At 61.4% G+C, this 19,971-nt stretch carries 12 protein-coding genes and 2 pseudogenes; 11 read left to right on the forward strand and 3 right to left on the reverse strand.

Translation table 11 applies throughout. The annotated features are described in order from the left end of the window. The first annotated feature begins 740 nt into the window (after positions 1-740). From F791_RS0101220 to F791_RS0101250, 6 genes are all read left to right on the forward strand, one after another. The gene (locus F791_RS0101220) at positions 741-1,382 is read left to right on the forward strand and encodes a TetR/AcrR family transcriptional regulator (RefSeq protein WP_019592055.1); all 642 of its coding nucleotides are present in this window, start codon (positions 741-743) and stop codon (positions 1,380-1,382) included. A 194-nt stretch (positions 1,383-1,576) separates the two neighbouring features. After that, positions 1,577-2,602: an efflux RND transporter periplasmic adaptor subunit gene (locus F791_RS0101225; RefSeq protein ID WP_231364676.1), complete on the forward strand. Its 1,026-nt coding sequence runs from the start codon at positions 1,577-1,579 to the stop codon at positions 2,600-2,602. Next, the gene (locus F791_RS0101230; protein ID WP_019592057.1) at positions 2,602-5,736 is read left to right on the forward strand and encodes an efflux RND transporter permease subunit; all 3,135 of its coding nucleotides are present in this window, start codon (positions 2,602-2,604) and stop codon (positions 5,734-5,736) included. The genes F791_RS0101225 and F791_RS0101230 overlap by 1 nt, the downstream gene beginning before the upstream one ends. Next, on the forward strand, positions 5,729-7,180 hold the full coding sequence (locus tag F791_RS0101235; RefSeq protein ID WP_019592058.1) for an efflux transporter outer membrane subunit: 1,452 nt from the start codon (positions 5,729-5,731) through the stop codon (positions 7,178-7,180). Before F791_RS0101230 ends, F791_RS0101235 begins: the two co-directional genes overlap by 8 nt. A 334-nt stretch (positions 7,181-7,514) precedes the next feature. Next, entirely contained in the window at positions 7,515-8,879 is a 1,365-nt protein-coding gene (locus tag F791_RS0101245; protein ID WP_231364677.1) for a hypothetical protein, read from the forward strand. 1,219 nt (positions 8,880-10,098) lie between these two features. After that, positions 10,099-10,638, forward strand: a complete 540-nt coding sequence (locus F791_RS0101250) for an META domain-containing protein (RefSeq protein WP_018174397.1) — start codon at positions 10,099-10,101, stop codon at positions 10,636-10,638. 767 nt (positions 10,639-11,405) lie between these two features. Here F791_RS0101250 and F791_RS0101255 read toward each other — a convergent pair. Then, a complete protein-coding gene (locus F791_RS0101255) occupies positions 11,406-12,287 on the reverse strand; it encodes a LysR family transcriptional regulator (protein ID WP_019592060.1) in 882 nt (293 codons plus the stop codon). 91 nt (positions 12,288-12,378) lie between these two features. Between F791_RS0101255 and F791_RS0101260 the strand changes: the two genes are divergently transcribed. From F791_RS0101260 to F791_RS0101285, 5 genes and pseudogenes are all read left to right on the forward strand, one after another. Beyond that, positions 12,379-13,278 (forward strand): cation diffusion facilitator family transporter, encoded by a 900-nt coding sequence (locus tag F791_RS0101260; protein ID WP_019592061.1) that lies wholly within the window; start codon positions 12,379-12,381, stop codon positions 13,276-13,278. Positions 13,279-14,077: 799 nt separating this feature from the next. Next, positions 14,078-14,845 carry a 7-alpha-hydroxysteroid dehydrogenase gene (gene hdhA / locus F791_RS0101265; RefSeq protein ID WP_018174400.1) on the forward strand — a complete coding sequence of 256 codons (768 nt, stop codon included), beginning with the start codon at positions 14,078-14,080 and terminating at the stop codon, positions 14,843-14,845. A 147-nt stretch (positions 14,846-14,992) separates the two neighbouring features. Further along, entirely contained in the window at positions 14,993-16,306 is a 1,314-nt protein-coding gene (locus F791_RS0101270) for a serine hydrolase (RefSeq protein ID WP_019592062.1), read from the forward strand. Positions 16,307-16,380: 74 nt separating this feature from the next. Continuing rightward, positions 16,381-17,437: pseudogene (locus F791_RS13125) on the forward strand (IS3 family transposase); the annotation flags it as partial. Positions 17,438-17,844: 407 nt separating this feature from the next. Further along, the gene (locus tag F791_RS0101285) at positions 17,845-18,294 is read left to right on the forward strand and encodes a DsrE family protein (protein ID WP_018873758.1); all 450 of its coding nucleotides are present in this window, start codon (positions 17,845-17,847) and stop codon (positions 18,292-18,294) included. 123 nt (positions 18,295-18,417) lie between these two features. On the opposite strand, the gene F791_RS13130 is transcribed toward F791_RS0101285, so the two are convergent. Beyond that, the gene (locus F791_RS13130; RefSeq protein WP_018875089.1) at positions 18,418-19,299 is read right to left on the reverse strand and encodes an IS3 family transposase; all 882 of its coding nucleotides are present in this window, start codon (positions 19,297-19,299) and stop codon (positions 18,418-18,420) included. Between the two features lie 36 nt (positions 19,300-19,335). Then, a pseudogene (locus F791_RS0101295) lies at positions 19,336-19,626 on the reverse strand (IS30 family transposase); the annotation flags it as partial. Positions 19,627-19,971 lie beyond the last annotated feature (345 nt).

Genomic DNA, 19,971 nt, shown 5'->3' on the forward strand with positions numbered 1-19,971 from the left:
TCTAAAGCCTGCCGCCTGTCACGGCGTGTGGCACAGGCCTTACGGGCCCTTTCGACCTCCTGGCGCTTTCAATGGCTGGGTGCTGTGCCGGGCTCGCAGAAGTCATATTCCTGCTATATCGATGCCTCCCAGGTCTCCATGGGTGTAACGCAGAAGAGGAGGCCTAGCTTGCAAGAGGAAGCGCCACCCTTTCTGGGGCTATCGAAATGGCGCATGGAAGCAAGGCGGGCGTCGCACACGTTTCGAGCACGTTGCAAAGAACTTGTGGTGTTGCCGAAGTTGTGAATGACTTCGGAGCGGGAGCGGAAGTCGTTGTTGGTGTGGCATGGGCTCCTATGGTCGGATGCATTTTGCGTCGGGGTTTCTGCGTTAAGGTGCGAAGGACGTTCGGCACAACGCGTAGCTTTGCCCGTGAATCTTTAAAAGCCGCTGGGCGAGTTGCTGTGGGCCGGTGGACCGGCACTGGGCACGAAGTTCCTCTGAGCTGGTTGCATCCGTGCCCTTGGGGTTTTGTCGGAGCTGGGGCGCCGCAGACCCGATCCTGGAGAGACGCAGTCCCGCAATATATGCTTATCGGCGGCCCCGTGGAGTTGACTCGGGTCCTGTTTGTTGCCATCGTACGGACTGACGCGTCCGTCAGTATCGCTTGGGATCGGTCCTCCACGGCTCGACCCCAAGCGAAGTCACAGTGATCGTATTCCGCTTACGTCCAGTGGAGAAACAGGGTAGGCCGTTAGTTAATGACACAGCATGACCAGCAGGTTACGACGAAACGCACGCGGCTCTCGGCGGAGGAGCGGCGGGAGCAGATCCTAGGCGCTGCCGGGCCGCACTTTGCCGAGCACGGGTATCGATGCTCGGATATTCAGCATATCGCGGATGCCATCGGCGTTGGCAAAGGGACCATCTACCGCTACTTCCCGACGAAGGAAGATCTTTTCGTCGCTTGCGTGGAACGCGCGGTTGAAACGATCAACACCCGTGCGTCGGTTGCGGCACAGAGGGGTCGGGATCCGGTAGAGAAGATGCGGCTTGCAGTGCGGTCTTACCTGGAGTTTTTCGATGAACACCCGGAAGTCATCGAGTTATTCATCCAGGAGCGTGCCGAGTTCAGGGATCGAGGAAAGCCGGTGTACTTCGTCCACTGGGAGCGTAACCGGCCTGACTGGAGTGTGTTGATGGATCAGCTCAGGGAGCAAGGCCGCATCCGACAAATAGACTCCGCCGAAGCTGGCCGATTCTTCTCGTACGCCATGTACGGAACGGTTATCGCCCACAGGCTCACGGGCGAAACGTCTTCCTTAGTTGGGCGGACGGACTTAATCGTCGACATCATGCTCCACGGCATGCTTATACCCGAATCTGAGCCGGACACTCTCTGATCCTGACAGGTCGGCGGTCACATCACATCTAAGACTGAACACAACTGGAGAAGCCAGCGATGGCCACCTTCCGAATAAAGAACCACGGCCGGCGTATCGCGGCCGTTGGCGTACCAATGTTTGCTGCTTTGTTGCTGGGCGGTTGTTCTGGGGACGAACTGGGTCCCGGCGAATCGGATCAGCCACGTCAGCCTGTGACCGTCGTCGCCGTGTCTCCAGTGACGGTGGATGTGCATCAGGACTACGCCGGTCGCGTCCACGGGGCACGCGAGGTGGAGGTTCGCGCCCGGGTCGAGGGCATTCTCGAACAGCGGCTGTACCAGGAGGGACAGTTGGTTGAACGGGGCGACGCTCTATTCCGCATAGACCCGGAGCCGTTCGAAGCGCGGCTAGAGGAGGCAGCAGCTCAGCGGGAATCTGCCCGGGCCGACCTGGAAGAAGCCGAGCGTGAGTGGCGCCGGATTGAGCGGCTGTATGAACGTGATGCCATCAGCGAGCGGGAGCGCGACTCAGCTCGATCCGCCGTGACACTCGCACGAGCTGGCGTATCGTTGGCGGAGGCGCATGTCACCCAAGCGCGCCTGCAACTGGATTACGCAACGGTGGAGGCACCGGTTTCCGGTGTCACAAGCCTGGAAGCGGTGCCGGAAGGCAGCTTGCTGGATCCAGGCACGCAGCTTACTACAATTGTGCAACACGACCCGGTGCATGTGCGCTTTGCCCTCCCAGAGGACGATGCCGCTATCCAGCGCACCGCGCGGCGCGCCCGCGCCGCCGACGGTGACGACCAGGACTACCGCCGTGAGGTCGCGCTGCTGCTGCCCGAGGGGGGTGAGTACGATCAGAACGGTGTAGTGGACTTCACCGCCAGCACCATCGACCACGGGACCGGTTCGGTGACCGCCCGAGCGGTGTTCGACAACCCGGACGGCGCCATCATCCCCGGCCAGTTCGTGCGGATCCGCGTGGTTCTGGAGACCCTGGACGACGTGTTCCGCGTACCGGAGACGGTCATCAGCGAAGGTTCCGACGGACCCCTGCTCTATGTGGTGGACGACGACGGCAACGCCAGTGCCCGCGCCGTGGAGCTCGGGCGAGTAGTTGACGGTGACCAGGTCGTGCTGAGCGGTCTCGACGACGGTGACCGGGTCATCATCAACGGCCACGCCTCTGTCGGCGACGGCGCACCGGTGGATATAACCGATGAGGAGGGCACCTGATGTTCCGCTTCTTCATCGACCGGCCGCTGTTCGCCTCGGTGGTCTCCATCATCATACTCATCATGGGCGGCGCGGCATTGGCCACGCTGCCCGTGGAACAGTACCCGGACGTGGTGCCGCCGGAAATCGTGGTCGAGGCCAGTTACCCGGGCGCTAGTGCCGAAGTGATCGCCGAGTCCGTGGCTGCGCCTCTGGAGCAGGAGATCAACGGCGTCGACGACATGATCTACATGGAATCGAGTAGCACCGACGCCGGCACGATCCAGCTGGTAGTGACCTTTGACATGGGTACCGACCCAGACCAGGCGGCGATCAACGTCAACAACCGGGTCCAGCGCGCGCTGGCACGTCTGCCAGAAGAAGTGCAGCAACAGGGCGTGCGAGTTGAAGCCCGCTCCACGGATATCCTGCAGGTCCTAGCACTATTCTCCAAGGACGGCAGCATGGATGACGTGGACATCAGCAACTATGCGCTGCTCAACGTTATCGACGAACTGGTCCGTCTCCCGGGTGTGGGGAACGCGTCGCTGTTCGGTGCCCAAGACTACTCCATGCGCGTGTGGCTTGATCCGGAGCGCATGGCGCAGTACCAGCTTACCTCGTCGGACATTGCCTCGGCCCTGCGGGAGCAAAACGCGCAGTTCGCTGCGGGTCGCATTGGCGCTCAGCCCGCTGAGGGCGATCAAGCCTTTACCTTCAGCGTCAGCACGCCAGGCAGGCTGACCGACCCTGAAGATTTCGAGGACGTCATCATTCGCAGCGACGCCGACGGGCAGTCTCTGCGCTTGGGGCAGGTGGCCAATGTTCAGCTTGGCGCTCAGAGCTACGATTTCTCCGCCACCTACAACAGCCAGCCCACTGTTCCCATTGGCGTGTATCTGCAACCGGGAGCCAACGCGGTGGATACGGCGGCGCGGGTCCGTGACGTGCTGGAGGAGATGGAACCGCGGTTCCCCGAGGGCCTTGAGTACGAGGTCCCCTACGACACCACCGATTTCATTGAGGCCTCCATCCAGGAAGTGTTGATAACCCTGGTCATCGCGCTTCTGCTAGTGATGGCGGTGACGTTTCTATTCCTGCAGCACCTGCGTAGCACGCTTATCCCGCTGGCGGCGATACCCGTCTCCCTGATCGGCACGTTCGCAGGCATGCAGGCACTTGGGTTTTCGGTCAACCTGCTGACGCTGTTTGGGCTCATCCTGGCCATTGGCGTGGTGGTGGATAACGCCATAATCGTCATGGAGAACGTCGAGCGGCTCATCAAGGAGAAGGCCTTGTCGGCCTACCACGCGTCCGTGGAGACCATGAAGCAGGTCTCCGGGGCAGTGGTGGCTTCCACCCTGGTGCTGGTGGCGGTGTTCGCGCCCGTGGCTTTTCTCGGTGGCTTGACCGGTGAGCTGTACCAGCAGTTCGCTATCACCATTGCGGTCTCGGTGGTGATCTCTGCCGTCGTTGCCCTTACCCTAACCCCCGCCATGTGCGCCATTTTGCTGGACAAACCGCTCAAGGAGCCGGTGGCGCCGCTGCGTTGGTTCAATACCGGGTTCGACCGTTTAACCAATGGGTTCGTCCGTGTCGTGCACTTCTTCCTGCGTCATGCCGTTGTGGGCGTACTGGCTTTCGTTGCCGTGATCGGGGTGGCTCTTTTCACCCTCTCGCGCATGGCTGATGGCCTCGTGCCACAGGAGGATCAGGGTTTCGTGCTGGTGGCTCCCATGCTGCCCGCCGGCGCGTCACTGGGGCGTACCGAGGCCTTCCGGCACGCCGTGACCGACCGGCTGGTCGGCATGGATGAGGTGGACGAGGTGGTGAGTTTTGCCGGCTTCGACATGATCGCCGGCGCTTTGCGCCCCAATGCGGGTGTCGGATTTCTCACGCTAGCGGATTGGAGCGAGCGCACCGGCGAGGGACAAGATGCCCAGGGCCTCGCAAACCGGTTCATGGGCATGGGGGCGCAGATGCAGGAGGGCAATATCCTCGCCTTTGTACCGCCTCCCATCCAGGGCCTGTCACTGACGGGTGGCGTAGAAGGATTTCTGCAAGTGCGTGGTGACGAGTCACCGGAAGAAATCCAAGCAATTGGCGAGCGCTTCGTCGCCGCCGCCAACGAACGCCCGGAGTTGGCCAACGTGAACGTTACCTTGGATACGAGTATTCCGCGGTACCACGCCGAGGTTGACCGGGAGAAGGCGCGCGCCGCGGGCGTGCCCATCGACCAGGTGTTCGGCGCCCTGCAGAGCACGTTTGGGGCCGACTACGTCAACGATTTCACCTTTGAGGGGCGTAACTGGCAGGTGAACATGCAGGCCCAGAGCGCCTACCGCAGTCACCCGGACGACCTCCGGCGGGTCTTCGTACGTAATGACGATGGTGACATGCTGCCGGTGAGCTCGCTGGTGACGCTGGAGCGCACTACCGGGCCCGACATTATTGATCGCTTCAACGTCTATCCGGCGGCGAAGATCATGGCGGATCCGGCGCCGGGTTATACGACCGGCGATGCCCTGGCCGCCATGCAGGCGGTGGAAGCGGAGGTGCTGTCGGACAATGAGTTGCTCGGTTGGACCGGAGAGGCTTACCAGCTCCAGGCGGCGGAGGCTGCCGGCGGCATTGCCTTCGCCTTGGGGCTGATCATGGTCTTCCTCATTTTGGTGGCCCAGTATGAGCGTCTGACTTTGCCTATTGCCGTCGCATCCGCAGTTCCGTTCGCTGTGTTCGGGGCGGCGCTTGCCTCGGCGCTGCGGGGTTTCCCCAACGACATCTACTTCCAGATCGGGCTGCTGGTGCTAATCGGTCTGGCGGCAAAGAACGCCATTCTCATCGTGGAGTTCGCGGCCCAGAACCGAAGCCAGGGCATGTCGTCTCTGGACGCCGCACTCGCGGCCGCCCGCCAGCGCTTCCGCGCCATCATGATGACCGCGCTGACGTTCATCATCGGCACCCTGCCGCTGGTGTTTGCCACCGGTGCCGGGGCAGTCAGCCGCCAAGAGATTGGCACCGTGGTGGTGGGCGGCATGATCGCCGCCAGCACCCTGGCGCTGCTGTTCGTGCCGCTGTTCTACAAACTGCTGGAGGACCTGGCCACATGGCAGAAGGGGCGGCGCGGGCGACGCAAGGAGGCAGCCCATGCGTAAGCTACTGAGTCTGGCTGCCACCACGATCCTGATCACGGGCTGCGCCGTGGGACCCGAGTACGAGCGGCCGGAAACCGACCTGCCCGATGAGTGGCCGGAGCACGAATTGTTCGACACCGCCGAAGATGCCGACTGGCAGGAGTGGTGGACGCACTTTGACGATCCGGAACTGGACGACCTGGTGGAGCGTGCCCTGGGAGAGAACCTGGATGTGCGGTTGCAGGCCGAGCGGGTGATGGAGGCCCACGCCCGCCTTGGCTTGGCGGATGCCGAACGCATGCCGACGGTGGATGCCCAGGCAGAAGCCGCGCGGGAACGCCAGCCCGAGGCGACCTCACCGCTCCCGGGCACTGCAGGCACCGGCAACCTGTTTTCGGTCTCGGGCATGCTCGGTTACGAGTTGGACCTCTGGGGCCGGCTCGCCAGCCAGCGGGAGGCCGCCGAGGCCATGCTGCTGGAGTCCGCTTTCAGCCGCGATGCCGTGCGTCTGAACGTCGCTACCGACGTAGTGACCACCTACATCAGCCTGCGTGCCGCGGAGGAACAGCTCGCCCTGACCCAGGAGACGGTCCGCTCACGGCAGCGGTCTCTGGACATTGAGGAGGCGCGCTACGAGGAGGGCAGTGCCGATGCGCTGGCTGTGCGCCAGGCCCGATCGGATCTGGAGACCACCCGCGCCAGCCTGCCGCCGATGCGTGAACAGGTCATGACCCTGGAGAGCGCGCTCGCCGTGCTGGTGGGTGCGCAGCCGGGCGAGCTGCTCGGCGAGCTGGACTTCGGCGAAGGCCGTCTGCGCGAGTTGGGCCTACCGGATGCCATGCCCGAGGACACGCCCGCCGACATCCTCCGCCGTCGACCGGACATCCGCGCCGCCGAAGCGGGGTTGATGGCATCCACCGCCGAAATCGGCATCGCCGAGGCGAACCGGCTTCCGCAGGTCAGGCTCTCGGCCGTTCTCGGCACCGCCGCCACGGCCACCGGCGACCTATTCACCGGACCCTCCGAGACTTGGGGGCTGGGCGCATCGGTCGGTGGGCCGTTGTTCGACTTTGGGCGCAGTCGAGCGCAGGTGGAGACGGCGGAATCTCTACGGGCGCAGGCGGAGACCCAGTACAACATTACCGTAACCACCGCGTTTCGCGAGGTCCGCGACGCCCTGATCGCCTACGACATGAGCAGTGACCGCATAGAAGCCGTGGGGCGCCAGCTCGAGGCCATCGAGGATACCCGTGACATGTCCCAGCTACAGTATGACGAGGGGCTGACCGGGCGGTTCGAGCTGCTCGACGCCGAACGGGCTCTGCTTGAGGCGGAGCTGACGGCAGTTGAGGCCGCTCGGGACCGCCTGACCGCAACGGCCACTCTGTTCAAGGCCATGGGAGGGGCTGGCTGGGAAGGACACACAGCGCACGTCTTTGATGCTGAGGGTGCCGATGCCCGCTGACCGCTGACCGCTGACCGCTGACCGCGAGATTTTGGCCTTAACTTGCGCGTGGACACGCGAATGGTGAGTTCAATCTGTCGACACAATAGACATTCGACTATTCGTCCGGGAGCTTAAGAGGCCTTCTTGCGGGTATGGGAGCCTAGGAATAGGTGAAGATTAGGTGCATCGGACGGAGGATGAGGTTTCTCATGCTTCGAGATGTCGAGTCGGCGCCAGGGCGCCGCTTCGCCAAATCGGACACCCGAGCCCCAGATTGGGGAGCTGTACGGATTATTCAGGAGTGTATGCCGCGCTTCTGCGGAGGCGCACCGTCATCGCGAGGGTTTTTTAGTTGTTCACGCTGAGACGAAAAGGAAAGCATGGGCTGCAGCTCGAGAGAGTCCTGCAGAAGGGGGGCGAACACGAGGTTACCCTTTACCTGTTTACGCCTCATGATCGCGGGGCTCTCGAACGCGCTCTTGGCGGGACGAAGGCGGTACCGGACCGCTGGCGTCATGGATTTCGGATGCTAGGCCTGCCTGCTGAAGATAAGGCAAGCCTAGCGGATACATCAATTTCTCTGCTGTCGCCGCACTACGAAGTTTTATGTGGCACTTGGCTGTCCCGTTACCAAGCTTCCATAGATCACCTTCGTCAGCGATTCGAAGACAGCGATAATTCCGAGGAGATTGTGAAACGCGCACTTAAGCTGAGCGAGAACTTAGCGCGCAGATTGCGACAGTTCCCCCCTGAGAGTAAAGCGCAGCTGTCATACTTCAGACGAATGGACATATATTTCTCATGGTACTCGGAACAATTTTTCTTGGAATGCGCGAGCAAGCCCCAGTTTTCCAATTTGGGAGAACCATACAGCGGACGTGTCCGAGCCTATCTGGCTGCGGAGCGTCAATACAGAGAGCGGCAGGGATATTTGGCGGATTTCCGGGGCTCACCGACGCAAGTGTGGCACCGGATGGCGCTGTACCACAAATTGCTGGAGCACTCTGTCGTCACGAAGACCCGAACCACCGATTTGTGGCGCGCCACATACAGGGCAGTGAAGGCGCTCTACACGATGGTGATAATGACTTTATTTACTGTGCTTATATTCCACACGATAAGGGCAGTGCACAGGCTGACAATTACGCTGCTGATCATGATTGCACTGATTCACGCGCTTCGAGATTATCTTCATGACGAAATGGTCAACAGGATCACGGGGTGGCTTCTCAAAGGAAGACCTCTGGAGAGGACGCAAATTCTGAAGCCGCTGACCGAAGAGAGGATGGGTGCACAGTTGACTTGGTTTGATTACTTGCCTCAGGCGGGCCTACCAAGCAAGGTCAGGCGCAATGCGGGCAGGGGGCAGATTGGTGAGGAGATGCAAACGGTCCTCTACAGGGCACGTCTGATGTTGGAACCGAAGGCATTGGACCAGGGCCACGTCCAGGAGGTGGTGGGGCTGGACCTAGGACCCCTGTGCGAGCTAGTCGAAGGTGGACAGAAGCGGTTGTACTCCGGAAAGATTGGTGAAGTGATGCAGGACGGAGTTCAGGCCCATGACATCGAGCGGCAGCATATCTACACCTTGCTCGTGGTGTGCGCGGGTCCGGGTGATCCTGAGACAAGGGCGCAACGCTGGCGCGTTACCCTGTCAGGGTCTGGAATCACACAGTGCGAATCTAGGGAAGCGGACTGGCCTGCGGCAGGGGGGTGAGGCCGGTATGGCCCCTTGCAGGCGGGTGATATGGCGCGTCCTTGCGCCTCACCGGTGGAGTTCATAGTGCAAGCGCGACCCGGCGCGGTTCCCATTGTCCGGGTCAGTCAGGATTTGGATGGCTCATCTTTCCGTTCCCGTTTTTCCTGCCGTCGTTCCTTGAGACTCTTTTGGGCCTTCTTCTTCGGTTTTTCTTTGCTCATGATTCTTTCCTGTAGAGTGATATTGTCAGTGTTCGGGTGCGCCTCGGGGGCATTGCTAGGACGGCACGACGAGAGTGTTTCGGTCGCTTGATCGTGCCGGTGTGTGCCCGGAGCTAGGACCGAAAACGCGGTTAGTAAAGTAGCCTTGTACGAGGCGGACTGGATCGAGATCCGCCTCCTCGGGCGTTTGGGGCGTGCCCCAAAGAAGCCGGAACTTAGAGATTTGGCTACTCGTTCGGGCGATACGCGCAGGATGCAAAGGCCCAGGGTGCGCCGTCCTTATGTCTGTGAGATTGAGCATCCTTACGCTGGCGCGATTCGCACGTTGTCCGTGCGAAGCCGTGACGAGATTGGCGTGGGATTCTCCGAGATTTCTGAGTTCCGCCCGCAGTGAACGCTGTTCCTGTGTTGCGCGACCGGATCCGAGCGGGTTGTGCGGATACCATTGGGAAGATGCTTGATACACTTCGTGCTCCATTTCCGCAGATTGTGCAGACATAACGAGCCCGGCCCGACTTTTATATGAAAAGTCAGACGACAGCTTCGGTTGGGAGATCGGATAGCCGGACGCGATGCCGCGTCCGGCTTAGACCGGAAAGGTCAGGGAAGGACGGAACTGGACGATAAGGTACGTTTCCATCGGTGCTACCAAGCCTGAATGATCGGTTAGTAGAGCGACATATTTCGCGGTAGGTGGAACCTTAAGGCCAACCATAGGCCCGGGGTTCCGAAAAAGCAAATGGCGCTTTTCTGCAGGGCTCTCTCGAGGTCGATGCTATAAGCGAGGTCCTTGCGAGAACGGCCCGAACTAAATACGTGCGGCGGATTTGGTAAGTGTCACGTTCCCCGGGTGGGTCACTTAGAATCCTTGCCTTTTATTGGCCACTCGCGGGTAGATGGTTCGCGCAGGGCCAAGGGCAGGCCTTCCCGAGTCGTATGACGAGTCCCCGGCCAATAGTGTGGCTCTGAACGTTATGGGCGCGCGCCACGGCTTTCATTCTGGGAGGGCACTGCGCATGCTTACGCTGATGCCATCGCCCATGTGGAACCTTGTGCCTCTGTGTGGTCTCATAGAGCTCGTGAATGGTAATGGACTGGTTGCGGTGAAACAGAACTGGAGTCTCGTAGGTCTTTTGGCTGGCATCTTGCTCTTGGGTGGGTGTGCTGGGCTTGATGCACCGACAGATGGGAGCGGCGACACGGAGCGTCTGGAGAATACTTACTGGAAGCTGGTGACCTTGGGAGAGGATGAGGCGGTGGCTACAGAAGAGGCACGCGAGGCACACTTGGTGCTGCACGCTGAAGATGCTCGCCTGGCAGGCGCCACCGGTTGCAACCGCATGATGGGTGGGTATGAACTTGACCGTGACCAGCTAAGCTTTGGCCAGGTGGCCACCACCATGATGGCCTGCCCCGCCGCCATCATGGAGTTCGAGAGAAAATTTCTCGATGCTCTTGGCGACGTCGCCAGCTGGCAAATCGACGGCGAAATGTTGACGCTCATCGACGGTGATGGTGAGGCACGTGCTCGCTTCGAGGCGGTGCACCTCCAGTGAGTGGAAGCGACTTCTGACGCTTCCGGGTGTGTTGATCAACTGTCGTGGGCACCTCGAGCGGTGGAATGACGTGGAACTGATCGGGGAGACGTCAGGGGGGCCGGGGTCGGCGAAACGACGGCTCGTCGCTGGGTCGAGCAACCCAAGGTAGATCCATCCGGGGCGCCGTCGATGGTCGGCCCCTGACGCCGCATTAGCGGTGGCCCCGGGGCTGGAGTCAGAGAACCGCCGGCTAGGGGGGGCAGGTAGACCCTAGAAGACGCACAATCCCCTTCCACTCCAGGGAACTGAAGTAATGCAGCGCTGCATCAGTGCTCTGAGCGAGAAGACTTAACTGAAGTGGGTCTGCGATCTACCGGAGGTGAGCCGGTCGGGCTGCGACGTGGCACCGACGTGCGGTTGGCGGCCGCGCCGGCCTTGTGTGCTAGCACAGCGGGTCATGGTGGCGCTCGATCAGTCGGGGGTAGTCGTACGGCAGCCGCCGCGTCCAGGCGGCGCTGTTGTGGGATGGGGCTGCACAGTCAGGAACACGAGCCGGGGCTCTGGTTCAAGCCGACCGACCCGGTCAGTGTACCAGTGACGTCTGGCGGCATCTTCTGTCGCAGTATGGCGTCCGCTGCATTTCGAGCCGGCGAATTTAGTGCTGGGGCTATGCGGTGGCCGACCGCCTCTTCTTCAACGTGAGAACGGAGTTGATCGAACAGGTACCGGAGCCACAGGGGCGCAGGAGAAGATCAGGGCAATACGACACCGTTGAATTCGTGCTCTCAGTTGATTCGGGTCAGGTAGGTTTCCAGCTCATTGGCCAGCCAGGTCACCACGGGACCTCCGTGGGCCTGTTCGGATTCCAGTACGCAGAAGGTCTTCCACCACTTAGCGGCCGGATGAGGGATTGTGCGAAGTTGTTCCTGGCGCAGGGCGCTGCTGATGAGCGGAAAGGGTAAATCGGCCCAGCCGGAACCCTCGATCACTGCGTCGCGGATCAGTTCGTACTGCGTGAAGGCGAGGTAGTTGTCAGTGTCGGGAGACTCTGGGATCAGGCCGTCCCTGTCCAAATAGGCCATGACAATCTCCGTATGTCCGACGAGGTCGTCCTGCGTGACCCGGGGGAGGGCTGCCAGTGGATGGTCGGTGGCGGTGACCGTAAGCATGCGCACGTCTGCGAGCTCACGAAACCACTGGTAGCCCACGGTGAGCAACTGGGGCATCAAGCCGTAGGCCACATCCACGGCCTGGCGTTCCACAAGCTCCGGCAGCTCCCGGGGTGGAGCCAGATAAACGGATACGCTGGTATGCGGAAATGCGTTCTTCAGGCGACGCAGCAGGTCCCGCCACGTAGCCTCAGGGATGGCGTCGTCGCGGGCGATGCGCAGCGCCGATTCGGCACCGCTCATGTGGTGCCGGCAACGGGCGTGGATCTGCCCGGCCACTTGCCGCAGGCGCTGGCAGTCGGTCACGATGCTGCCGCCCACCGGGGTGAGGTGGAGTTGATTGCCGCTGCGCTCGAACAGCACCACCCCCAGTTCGTCTTCTAACGCGCTTAAGGCGGTGCTCACCGTGGTGCGGCTGCGGCCGAGGGTGCGTGCGGCGGCCGCGACGCTGCCCTGTTCCACCACGGCGAGAAACGTTTCGATCTGGCTGTCTTTCATAGCCTCATGGTGACGGAAAACCCGTCGCTCAGCGACTCACATTATTGAATTGGGCTCCCTAGAATAGCCAGCAATTCAATGGGAGGTCATCATGAGTTCGTTCTGGGCGCGGGAAAAAACGGCGCTGTATCTGTCTGCCACCATGGCCGGCATGTTTGCCCTTGGGGGTATCGTTTGGGGCTTGTGGGTTAACTCCCTGATGATCCTGTTCGACGGGGCGTACTCCCTTGTAAGTCTGGTGCTGTCGTTGCTCTCGGTGTACGCCGCACGGGTTGTGCGGCGGCCAGCAAACCAGCGTTTCCCCTTCGGTCGTGCCGCGATTGAACCACTGGTTATTACCGTGAAGGGGCTGACTATTGCGCTGGTTTCCCTGTTGTCGATTGCATTGGCCTTGCACGCGCTGTTGACCGGCGGTCGCGTAGTGGAGACGGGCATGGCCATGTTATTCGCGGCCATTAGCGCAGTGGCCTGTGTGGTCGTGTGGGGTTATCTGCGCTGGGTGCAGGTTCGTACCCCCGGCGGGTTGGTCTCTGCCGAGCGCCGCCAGTGGCTGATGGATACGCTTTTGAGTGCGGCCGTCCTTGCGGGCTTCGGCCTGGCGGTGTTGCTGGAGCGCACCGCATTTTCGGAGTATGCCGTCTATGCGGATCCGGTCATGGTGGTCCTGGTGGCTGGATACTTCATTGGTGTACCGCTGAAGATGACCTTGGAAGCTGTACGCGAGCTGGTTCTGGCTGCCCCGCCGGCTGAGCTGAGAGCCCGGGTGATCACGGCTCTGAATGAGGCGGCAGTGCCGGCCCGGCAGGCACGCTATACGAAGGTTGGGCCGTACCTCCTTCTGGAGATTCGGTTGCCCGCAAGGGACATGCGGAGAGCCGAGCGGTTGCGTATCCGGCTTTACCGTTTATTAGCCGACTTGCCTGTCCGTCCGGTGGTCGTCATCCACACGGAGGGTCGTAAGGCGGAACGGGTCGTTGAGGCTGGGCCCTAGGGCAGTTGAGTCCTACCATCGGACTTGGAAGGCCCGCGGAGGCCGGCGATGGCCGGCCCCTGACGCCGGTGCAGCGCCGGATCCGGGAGTTGGAGGAAGAGAACCGCCGGCTGTGAGGGCAAGGTCATTCCAAAAAAGGCCTCGGAGCAGCGGTTCTGCGGTTTGCTGGAGATGAACCGGTCGGGCTACTGGGCATTGCAGACGTGCGGCCGGCGACCGCGCCGGCCTTGCACTGGGGCAAAGAGACGTTCGAACAGTGTGGGTGGCCCGTTGGCAGAAGCCGTGTGCAGTCGGAGCTGCGGATGGGCGATGTTGAGGTCGGCTGCTATCGGGTCCGCCATCTGATGGGGGAGGATGGGCTGTGCCGGGTCTGAAAGCGGGGGTTCGGGGTCACGGCGCAGCGGGACGAGCCGGAGGATGTGGTGGCGAAATACCTGGACAAGCAGTCCAGCCGCGTGCCCGCACGCGGCCTGTGTGGCGGACATCACCTACATACGGACCCGCGCGGGCTTGAAGGAAGTATCAGGCAAACCAGGGAGAGCCTCACCGAAGCATCACGGTCTACATCGTTGGCTACTACAACGAGCGCCGAAGGCGCGCGACCCTGAGCTAACTGTCGCTCAACGCATACGAGCGTAAGTGGGCAGCCCCAACAATTCTTGAGAGCAGGAAATCACCCGACCACTACAAGAAGTTAATCTGCTCTCAGATTCGACTCGTAGAGAGGGGTAGATGATGAGCCAGAGCCAAGCAAGCTTGACTTGGCAACTTCCCCCTCATCGCTATATCGGAGGTTTTTATGTACGATCCCCAGCTTTTCGCGTTGAGCGGTCAAGCCGCCCTTGTTACAGGGGCCGGCGCCGGAATCGGCCGAGCCATAGCCGAAAGTTTCGCCCGGGCCGGAGCTGCAGTAGTCGTCAGCGATCTGGATGCCGCTGCGGCCGCTGCGGTAGCCGAAGGTATCGAGGCCGAAGGTGGTCGTGCGACCAGCATGGCATGTGACGTTACCCGAGAAGAGGATCTTGCCGCAGCGGTGGCCAAACCGGTAGAGGCCTTCGGCAAGCTAACGCTCTTGGTCAGCAACGCCGGCGGCGGTGGACCCAAGCCCTTCGACATGCCTATGGAGGACTTTCGTCGCGCCTATGACCTGAACGTGTTTCCGCTGTTTCGCCTTGCCCAGCTGGCCGCGCCTGAGATGGAGAGGGTCGGCGGTGGCGCGATTCTCGCCATTACCTCGATGTCGGCCGAGAATAGGAACCAACACATGGCAGCGTACGGCTCCTCGAAGGCCGCCGCCAGCCACTTGGTGCGTAACATCGCCTTTGATCTTGGCCCAAAAAACATCCGCATCAACGGCATCGCGCCGGGAGCCACTCGCACCAGGGCGCTGATGTCGGTGCTCAACGACGAGATTGAGCAGCGCATGCTTGCCCGTACTCCCCTAAAACGACTCGGCGAGCCTGAGGATATTGCCAATGCGGCACTATTCCTGTGCTCTCGGGCTTCCAGCTGGATCAGCGGTCAGATCCTTACCGTTTCGGGTGGAGGGGTACAGGAACTGGATTAACCCGATGAAATTGGCGTGGTATCCGTCACAATCTGCGTTGCGAAGCCATCATACTGCACGGTGTCCCTTCCGCGCGCCTACCTGGCAACTGATCGGACGGGCGATTGCCGGTGCGCCGTGGCCATCCAACGCCAATCGGAGCACATCATGATCAGAACCACGAACGCAGCACTTATCCCGACCCTGCTCGTGATCGGGGCAGCCTTGGCGCCACCGACTTCAGCCGCCGGTGTCGAAACGGTAGCACCAATGGATTGGATGCAGGGCTTCCCGCCACCGGAGGATCGCACTATCCGTTTCACCGATGACGATTACTTCGTCGGCGATAAGCTCAAGTGGACGGTCTGCCACTTCCGTGAGTTGATGCCCACCGTCGGTGTGCGGTCTGGGCCCGAGGGTGCTCGGGCCTTGCCCTATGCATCCGACCCCGCGATTGATGACCTGACATTCCAGCCCTCCGACGGTTCAGAGTTGATGACGTGGAGTGAAGCCTTCGACGTGAATCACGCCGACGGTCTGCTAGTGCTTCACCAAGGTCGGGTGGTGTACGAGCGCTACGCCGGCTGTCTGGATGAACACACCCTGCATGGGGTGATGTCGGTTACCAAGTCGCTCACAGGGTTGATTGGCGAGACGCTAGTGGCTGAGGGCACCCTGGATGAACAGGCTCGCGTTGGTGAACTGGTGCCGGAGCTCGCTGACAGCGCCTTTGGCGACGCCACTCTGCGCCAGGTGCTTGATATGACCACCGCGCTCGACTTTTCAGAGGATTACTCTGACCCCGAGGCCGACGTATGGGCTTATGCTCAAGCTGGCAGCCCGCTGCCGCCGCCAGCAGATTACGATGGGCCTCGCGGTTACTTCGCGTTCCTTGAGACTGTAGAGAAGGCTGGTGAGCACGGAGAGGCCTTCGGCTATCGCACCATCAACTCCGATGCTTTGGGATGGATCATCTCTCGGGCCACCGGAAAGAGTGTCGCCGATTGGCTGGCTGAGCGGGTTTGGTCGCGGATAGGGGCGGAGCGAGAGGCCTTTTTCACCGTAGATTCGATCGGTACGCCGTTCGCAGGCGGTGGCTTCAACGCCACCCTGCGAGACTTGGGCCGTTTGGGCCAGCTTATTCTCGATGGGGGGCGCCTCGGAGACGAGCAGGTGCTGCCCGAGGAGGCCATAAAACGCATCCGCGAGGGCGGTGACAAGGCAGCCTTCTCTAAGGCCGGCTTCGGAGGCCTTGATGGTTGGAGTTATCGTAGCATGTGGTGGATAGGTCACGACGACCATGGCGTCTTTGCCGCTCGCGGCGTACACGGCCAGACGATCTGGATCGACCCGTCCGCAGAGATGGTAATTGTGCGGTTGGCCTCCCACCCGTTGGCGACCAACGCGGCTAACGATGCAACCTCGCTGCCGGCCTACCGGGTCTTGGCCGAGTATCTGATGGGGCAGGACACGGCCCGCTGATTGTCGCCCTCCCGTAAATTTGGCCCATTGAAAACTGGGGGTCTCCGGGCACACTAGAGCCCAAGGAGGCCGAGATGCGCGAGAGTCGGTTTACGGAAAGCCATATTGTCCAGACGCTGAAGCAGGTCGAAGGCGGCCGGAAGGTGAAGGACGTCTGTCGGGAGATCGGGGTCTCGGAAGCGAGCTACTACCAGTGGAAGTCGAAATACGGGGGCATGGAAGCGGCCGACGTTCGACGGCTGAAGGAGCTGGAGGACGAGAACAACCGGCTCAAGCGGATGTACGCCGAGCTGGCCCTGGAGAACACGGCCCTGAAGGACGTGATTGCCCAAAAAAGCTCCGAGCCCGGACGAGAAGCGCTGTGTGGTCACTGCGTTGACGCGGGAGCATGGGCAGAGTCAGCGCCGGGCCTGTCAGGTGGCCGGGGTTGCGCGGTCGGTGGTGTGGTATCGCAAGCAACCGGACCGGGACGATGCGGTGGTCGCGCTACTGCAGGAGCGGGTGGAACGCGATCCGGAGCGGGGCTTTGGCAAGCTGTTCAAGCTGATCCGACGTCGGGGCATGCCCTGGAACCACAAGCGGGTCTGGCGCGTGTACTGCGCCCTGAAGCTGAACCTGCGGCGTAAGGGCAAGCGCCGCTTGCCACCACGGGAGCCACGACCTCTGGCATCGACCGAAGCTCCGAACGCGTGCTGGTCAGCGGACTTTATGTCGGATGCGCTGTGGGACGGACAGCGCTTTCGCACCTTCAACGTCGTAGATGACTTCAACCGGGAAGCGCTGGCGGTGGAGACCGATCTGAATCTGCCCGCACCCCGTGTGATCCGGGTGCTGGAGCGTATTGCGGCCTGGTGGGGCTATCCGCAGTAACTCCGGCTCGACAATGGTCCCGAGTTCGTTTCGGCCGCGATCGCCGACTGGGCCGAGCAGAGGAGCGTGGAACTGAGCTTCATCCAGCCAGGCCAGCCCATGCAGAACGGCTTCATCGAACGGTTCAACGGCGGCTACCGCCGCGGCGTGCTGGACCTCTACGTCTTCCGAACGCCGACCGGAGACCGGTACAACGAGCGCCGAAGGTACTCGACTTTGGGATACCTGTCGCCCAACGCCTACGAGCGAAAAAAGGGACAGCCGAAACACCCATCGAGGTGTCAGAAATCACTTGACCACTACACTTGGCGCGCGCGGCCTCGGCCCTGGCGTGCCGCGCCCGCCAGCGAGCGCCAGCTCCCATCGTAGGATGCGGGTGAGCGCAGCGAATCGCATCAGGGTTGCCCCGGCGTTGGCATGGGGTCTTTCGCTGCGCTCGGAAGGCGTGACCGTGGGCCGCTACCGGGTCTGGCGCCTGATGCGGGAGCAGGGGTGCGGCCACAAAGCCTACGCTTATCGAATGATGTCGGTACTCATAAGCCGGAATAAACATCCTCCAGTTCCAGTCTATTCTTCTAACGGTCCTCCAGCTAGTGAGGAGTGGCCCTTTAGTGGCGACAATGGGAACCTCCAGTTCCGTTTACACCTAAATAAGTTAGGAGACAGGCATGAGAACAATATTCTTTATTCCATTGCTGTTGATTACTACGGCGTTGATATTTTCGGGGAATGCGTCTGCCGTTACTTACGACTATGGAGAAGATAAGGCGGTCTACGACGTGAACTATGATGACAGTGACCGGCATACGATGGTCCTGCGGAACATACAGAACCACGTCAATGCATTAGGTGTCGACAATATTCAGGTAAAAGTCGTTTTGAGTGGAGACGGACTAAGCCTCCTTAACAAGGCGAAAGATGACGATGATCTTCGAGCGAACATCGACAATCTAAAGATGCAGAATGTCCGGTTCTTGGTTTGCAATAATACCTTGGAAGGTAGACAAATTAGCCTGCATGACGACCTGTACGACGCGTCGGAAGAGGACGTCGTAGTCAGCGGTAATGCTCATATTTCGTATCTGCAACGACAAGGATACACTTTCTTGAAACCATAGGCGTGTATCGGAAGAAATCATGGAAGAAGAGGCGACCTTGGGAAACAATCGGGGGGACGTAGGTAGGATCTCGATGAGCGTTGCCAGTCGCATCAGGGGCAGCCCCGGTGTTGGATTTGGTGGTTAAGTCATTCCGGATACCGCGTTAGGTGGATTGGCTGCCGTTGGATGCTCATAGTCGCTGGAAGGCAGGTAGCCAAGCGTCGAGTGGATGCGAACGGTGTTGTAGAACCGCGCGATGTAGTCCGCGAAATCCCGCCGCGCCTCGCCGTGGTTCGCGTATCGGCGCTGCCAGACGCGTTCCGTCTTGAGGCTCAGGAAGAAGCACTCGACGACGGCATTGTCCCAGCAGTTACCCCGGCGGCTCATGCTCGCCTGGATCCGGTGCCTGGCCAGTAGCCGCCGCCAGGCGGCGCTGGTGTATTGGCAGCCCTGGTCGGAGTGCAGCAGCAGTCCCGGCTCCGGTTGGCGCTGCTCCAGCGCCATGCGCAGGGCCTCGCAGGTCTGGCTCGCCGGCATCTGCCGATCGAGGGCCCAACCGATGACCTTGCGCGAGTACAGGTCGAGGATGACCGCCAGGTAGCTCCAGCCGGTGGCGGTCGGGATATAGGTAATGTCGGACGCCCACGCCTGGTTCGGTCCGGCCGGGGTGAACTTGCGGTTGAGATGGTTCTCGGCGACCGGGACCCGGTCGTCGCGTTGCGTAGTGGCCACGAAGCGCCGCCGCCAGACGGGCCGCAGGCCGCGCTCGCGCATCAGCGTCCGCACCCGGTAACGGCCCACGGCTGTGCCATCCGCCTGTAAGGCTTTTGCCAGACGCCGGCTGCCGTAGGTTCGCCCGGAAGCCGCGAACACCCGCTCGAGGTGAGCGCCAGCGGCGCAGGGCACGCTTGGGCGTTCGGCCCGCGCCCGCGCCGCGTAATAGCCGGCCCGGTTTTCCTCCAGCAGATCGCAGACCCGCTGCACCGAAGCCTTCTCCATCAAGGCCCTGATGGAGGGATGCATCACTTCAGTTCCCGGGCCAACAAGGCGGAGGTGCGCTCAGCCGGCCGACGCAACAGTGACCGTGAGTTTATCCGCCGGGGAGATAAAGCCCAAGGTTTTCCGCGGTCGCCGATTCAGACGGAGGGCGAGTTCATCCAGGCCGGTCTGTGAGAAGCCGGCCAGTTCCGTCTCCTTGGGGAAGTACTCGCGCTGCAGGCGGTTGGAATTCTCGTTGGTACCGCGTTGCCAAGGACTCTGCGGGTCATAGAAGTACACCTTCACATCCGTTTCGGCGATGAAGACCTTATGGCTGGCCATCTCGCTGCCGCGATCCCAGGTCAGGGTGCGTCACATGTCGCGAGGGTGGACGCAATATGCTCGACTGGATCGCACAGGTGGATGATGGCTATCTGTGTGGTGAACGCAGCGCTGGCAGGGCGGCACGCGGGTTCTGAGAAGAAGGTGCACTCGTAGCGGCGGTATTGCTAAAGGTCGCTGGGCATCCACTACGGGTCAAGCTGTGACCCCGGTAGTCACCTTCAGCGCGGAGGTCATGGGCAAGTGGGACCGCACCTAGCGGACGCCAGGCAGCACTGTGCAATTCGACGGCTTGGGTTGCTTCGGTGCCACCACGTAGCCACGGTCATCGGTGGCCGAAAGCCCCGGCAAATGCCCGAGTTCCAGTGGACCAAC

The organism is Thioalkalivibrio sp. ALRh, assembly GCF_000381425.1.
In the GTDB taxonomy this organism is placed as follows: domain Bacteria; phylum Pseudomonadota; class Gammaproteobacteria; order Ectothiorhodospirales; family Ectothiorhodospiraceae; genus Thioalkalivibrio.